General features: G+C 66.6%; 2 protein-coding genes and 1 pseudogene. 1 reads left to right on the top strand and 2 read right to left on the bottom strand.

Annotated features, from left to right (window positions below; all coding sequences use genetic code 11):
• A partial coding sequence (locus tag CV1CTNOD_RS13510) for a DUF4062 domain-containing protein (RefSeq protein ID WP_131786456.1) occupies positions 1–2,805 on the bottom strand: 2,805 nt, incomplete at its 3' end.
• 24 nt (positions 2,806–2,829) lie between these two features.
• On the opposite strand from CV1CTNOD_RS13510, the pseudogene CV1CTNOD_RS13505 reads away from it, so the two are divergent.
• Positions 2,830–3,105: pseudogene (locus CV1CTNOD_RS13505) on the top strand (transposase family protein); the annotation flags it as partial.
• Between the two features lie 321 nt (positions 3,106–3,426).
• On the opposite strand, the gene CV1CTNOD_RS24745 reads toward CV1CTNOD_RS13505, so the two are convergent.
• Positions 3,427–3,730, bottom strand: a 304-nt coding sequence (locus CV1CTNOD_RS24745; RefSeq protein ID WP_165485497.1) for a hypothetical protein, incomplete at its 5' end; no start/stop codon positions are given.

The raw sequence follows: 3,730 nt of genomic DNA, 5'->3' as shown, positions 1-3,730 counted from the left end.
ACCAATAACCGAGCTGGTGTGGCCTTGTAGCGTGTGGACCAGGGCGCCGGTGGCGGTCTGCCACAGCCGTACCGTGCCATCGTGACCAGTAGAGACGATCAGCCTTCCGTCCGGGGAAAACGCACAACCCCCCACTCGACCAGTATGACCGTGCAGCGTGAGGACCAAGGCGGCTGTGGCAGTCTGCCACAGCCGTACCGTCCCATCACCGCCCGCCGAGACAATCAGCCCGCCGTCCGGGGAAAACGCACAACCCTGTACCCTGCCAGTGTGGCCCTGCAGGGCGTGGACCAGGGTGCCGCTTGCGGTCTGCCACACCCGCAGCCCATCGCTACCCGCAGAAACGATCAATGTTCCGTCCGGAGAAAAGGCACAATTGAGCACCTGGCCGGTATGGCTGTACAGCATGCGGACGGCAGTGCCGGTCATGGTCTCCCACAGCCGTACCGTCCCATCACCACCCGCCGAAACGATTAGCCTGCCGTCCGGGGAAAACGCACAACCCAATACTCGGCCGGTGTGGCCGTGCAACGTGCGAACCAAGGCGCCGGTAGCGGTTTCCCACAGCCGTAGCGTCGCATCGTCGCTGGCAGTGACAATTAACGTACCATCCGGGAAAAAGGCGCAACTGCTGACCGGTCCCCTGTGGCCGGATGGGTGTGGTGGCCCGTCGAGATCGGGTCGGTCAGGAAGAGGCCAATCGTTGTCCAGACGCGGCCGGGGCAAGCCCGGCCGATAGGAGGATACGATGTCGTCGAGACCGGGGATGCCGTCCAGACGGCTGGCCAGGGTCGCTCCCAGTGCGGACGCCGGTTCGATAGGGGTGAGTAGATGGGCGTCCCGCTGGAGCGCCCGTCGCAGGATGTCAGCGGCCGGCGCATCGGCGAGAGCGAGATCGGTCACGGCAGGCGCCGGGGAACCCAGCCTGTGGGTCTTGGCCTCCACCCACTGCAGGGCACAGACCAGCTCGGCGAGCTCGTCGTGGCACCGGCTGCCGTGCAGATGGTAGGCAAGGTATTGCCACAAGTAGCGAGGCTGATCGGGTAGTTCCCACCAGGCCCTCGCAGGGGTGGATGGCTCCGCCGGACCGGGCAGCAGGGCACGGGCGGCGGACACGAACGCCGTGTGGCGCGCGGCGAGGTCATCGGTGGTGAGGCGGTGGCGGAGGTAGGCGCGGATCACGTCGTGCAGTCCCAGCGCCGGGGCGTCCTCGTGCCAGCGCCCAAGCGCCAGCCTGAGCTGGACCAGCTTGGTCCATAGCCGGTGGCACTGGGCAACATCGAGGCCGCCGGTGGCCCCCCACAGCAAACCGAGAACGGTGACGTCGACGTCAACGTCCTCCGGGAAGATCGCCAAATCGAGGTAACGATCCTGCTCGGATGCGCTGAGCAGGTTCAGGCTGGCCGTCACTGTCGCGCTGACCGCATGGGCGCGGCTTTCGGCGTTATCGATGTCGACCGCGGTCGGCCCGTCGATTTCCAGCCGATGGGAGACCCATCCGGCGGCCTGATCGGGCGAGGCACCGGTCTGCATGTGACCGGTGATGGCAGCGTTGACCAGCCCGAGTAACACCGGCCAGCGGCCGATCAGCCGCAATAGCCGGTCAACCATGGTCGTCGACATCCCCGTGATGCCGGCGGTCAGGGTGGCCACCGCCTGGGCGGGGGTCATCTCGTCCACGAGGAGGGACAAACTGTCGCGGGAAACCACCCTGGCATTGCGCGTAGTGACAAGACGCCGGCAGGCCGATCCGGCGATCAGGAACGGTTCCAGCTGGCCCCGAGACCAGACGTCATCAATGACCAGCAGCGTCGCTTCCCGGCCGTCGAGCAGCTCCCCGAGCCGGGCACCAGCCACATGCGGGTCGGCCGTGGCAGGTCGCTCGTCGGAGAGCACCTCACACAACCGGCTGATCTCCCCCGCGAGGTCCGCGCCGTCACGATGCTGGCCGACGGTCGCCCACAGCAGACCGCCCGGAAACCGCGCGGCCACCTCCGGTCGGCGACACGCCTGCGCGGCCAGTGTGGTCTTTCCGAACCCTCCTGCCCCTTCCAGCCCGGTCGTCAAGCCGCCCGCAGCCGACCCGGGTGCGGTAAGCCCGGTCACCAATGCCTCCAGCAACTCCGGACGGTCCACCACCGGTCCCGTCGCCGCCGGCACCATCTGCGGTCGCCGCGTCATCGACACCGAATCCCCGGTCCTGTTCCGGACCGATTGCTGTGCGCGAAGCTCCCCCAATGCGTGTAATACCGCACCGCCAAGATCACCAGTATCGGTGAACATCCTGACGATCAGATCCGCGCCACATAGCCGCTGTCGGAAGTCCTCGATTGGCCGTCCATCCACGTCCACCAACCGTCGCGGGATGGCCGCGTCCGGGTCCAGCAGGAACACCAAGCGCGGCAAACCCGCCGCCGTCGCCTCCAGAAACTCCAGCTCCGTGTAGGAGACCCCCTCGGCGTCCGGGACCAGCGACCCGTAACGGAACCCGATCACAGCCAGGTACACATCGCACTCACGGACCCGCTGCCGACAATACTCAGCCGGCTTACTCTCCCGAGCACCGAAGTGTCCCATCTCCACAGGACGGGCACCAGCGGTCAGGATCGCCTCACACGTCACCTGCACAAACGAACGAGGCGATGGATATTCGGACATATCAGACGCATGACTGACGAACACGGTATCTAAATCCCGCACGACTATCCAAGCTAGCAACCCTGCATACGTGCAGTCGCGCTCTGCCAGGGGAAGTAGGGGCCTGTCCCGTGAACGGCCCTGTCGCACATCCAATGGTAGCGTCATGTCACTACTACGACACGATTTGTTATGTGCGGTGGGGATTGTCTGGTGAAGCTGGCGTTTTCGGGACTGTCGCCGCTGGTCGTGGAGAACGTGGCCGGCGACGGTGAGCGGGTCCGGGTCCGGGTCCGGGTGCGGACGCCGGACGCGCCGGCCCGTTGCCCGGGCTGCGGCGCCGAGGCTTCGCGGGTGCACGACTACCACCAGCGGACGCTGGCCGACCTTCCCCTCGATGGCCGCCGGGTGCTCATGGTGGTGCGGGTCCGCCGGCTGGTGTGCCCGACCCGGGGCTGCCGGCAGACCTCCGCGGGGCTTGTCAAGATTTTGGCTCTGGTGCACTTTCGGTGGTGACGGTGTGTAGCCGAGGTGGTCGCGGCGCTGGTAGTGGGCGAATCCACTCAGACCGGGCGGGCCGCCAGCGCTTCGGTATCCGTGGCCGGGAACAGACCAGCTTGCCCCCACCCTTGCTGCTACGGAGGCGGTACCCCCGAAGTCGCGTGTTGGCAGACAATCTCGCCAAATGTGAAGGTCCCTGTGGACGCCGACCCTCAGTCGCCACCGAAAGTGCACCAGAGCCTTTAACTTGACACTCCCCAACTCGAAGATCATATTCGGATGGACCCCTTAAACGGATCTGGCTGAAGAAGCGGACATCCGGGAGTGTGGGCGGGTGAGTTGGTGGTGGAGGGTTGCGAGGTCGCGGTCGGTGTCGCCGTCGGTGAGTGGGTCGGCTTGTTCGGCGTGGAGGTAGGCGTGGTATTCGGCGGTGACGGCGGCGCGGTCGCCGGCGGCGGCGTGGGTGCGCATGCGTAGGGCGAACAGGCCGGGGTGGGCGGGCAGGATCGTCAGGCCGCGGGCGGTGGTGTCCAGGACGGCGTGGTGGTCGCCGCGGTCCAGATGAAGTTCGGCGAGTAGCAGGGCCACTGCT

Origin of the sequence: Protofrankia symbiont of Coriaria ruscifolia (assembly GCF_900634745.1) — a bacterium.
Lineage (GTDB): Bacteria > Actinomycetota > Actinomycetes > Frankiales > Frankiaceae > Protofrankia > Protofrankia californiensis.
The sequence above is the reverse complement of the archived record's forward strand: the minus strand, read 5'-3'. Positions and strand labels throughout refer to the sequence as shown.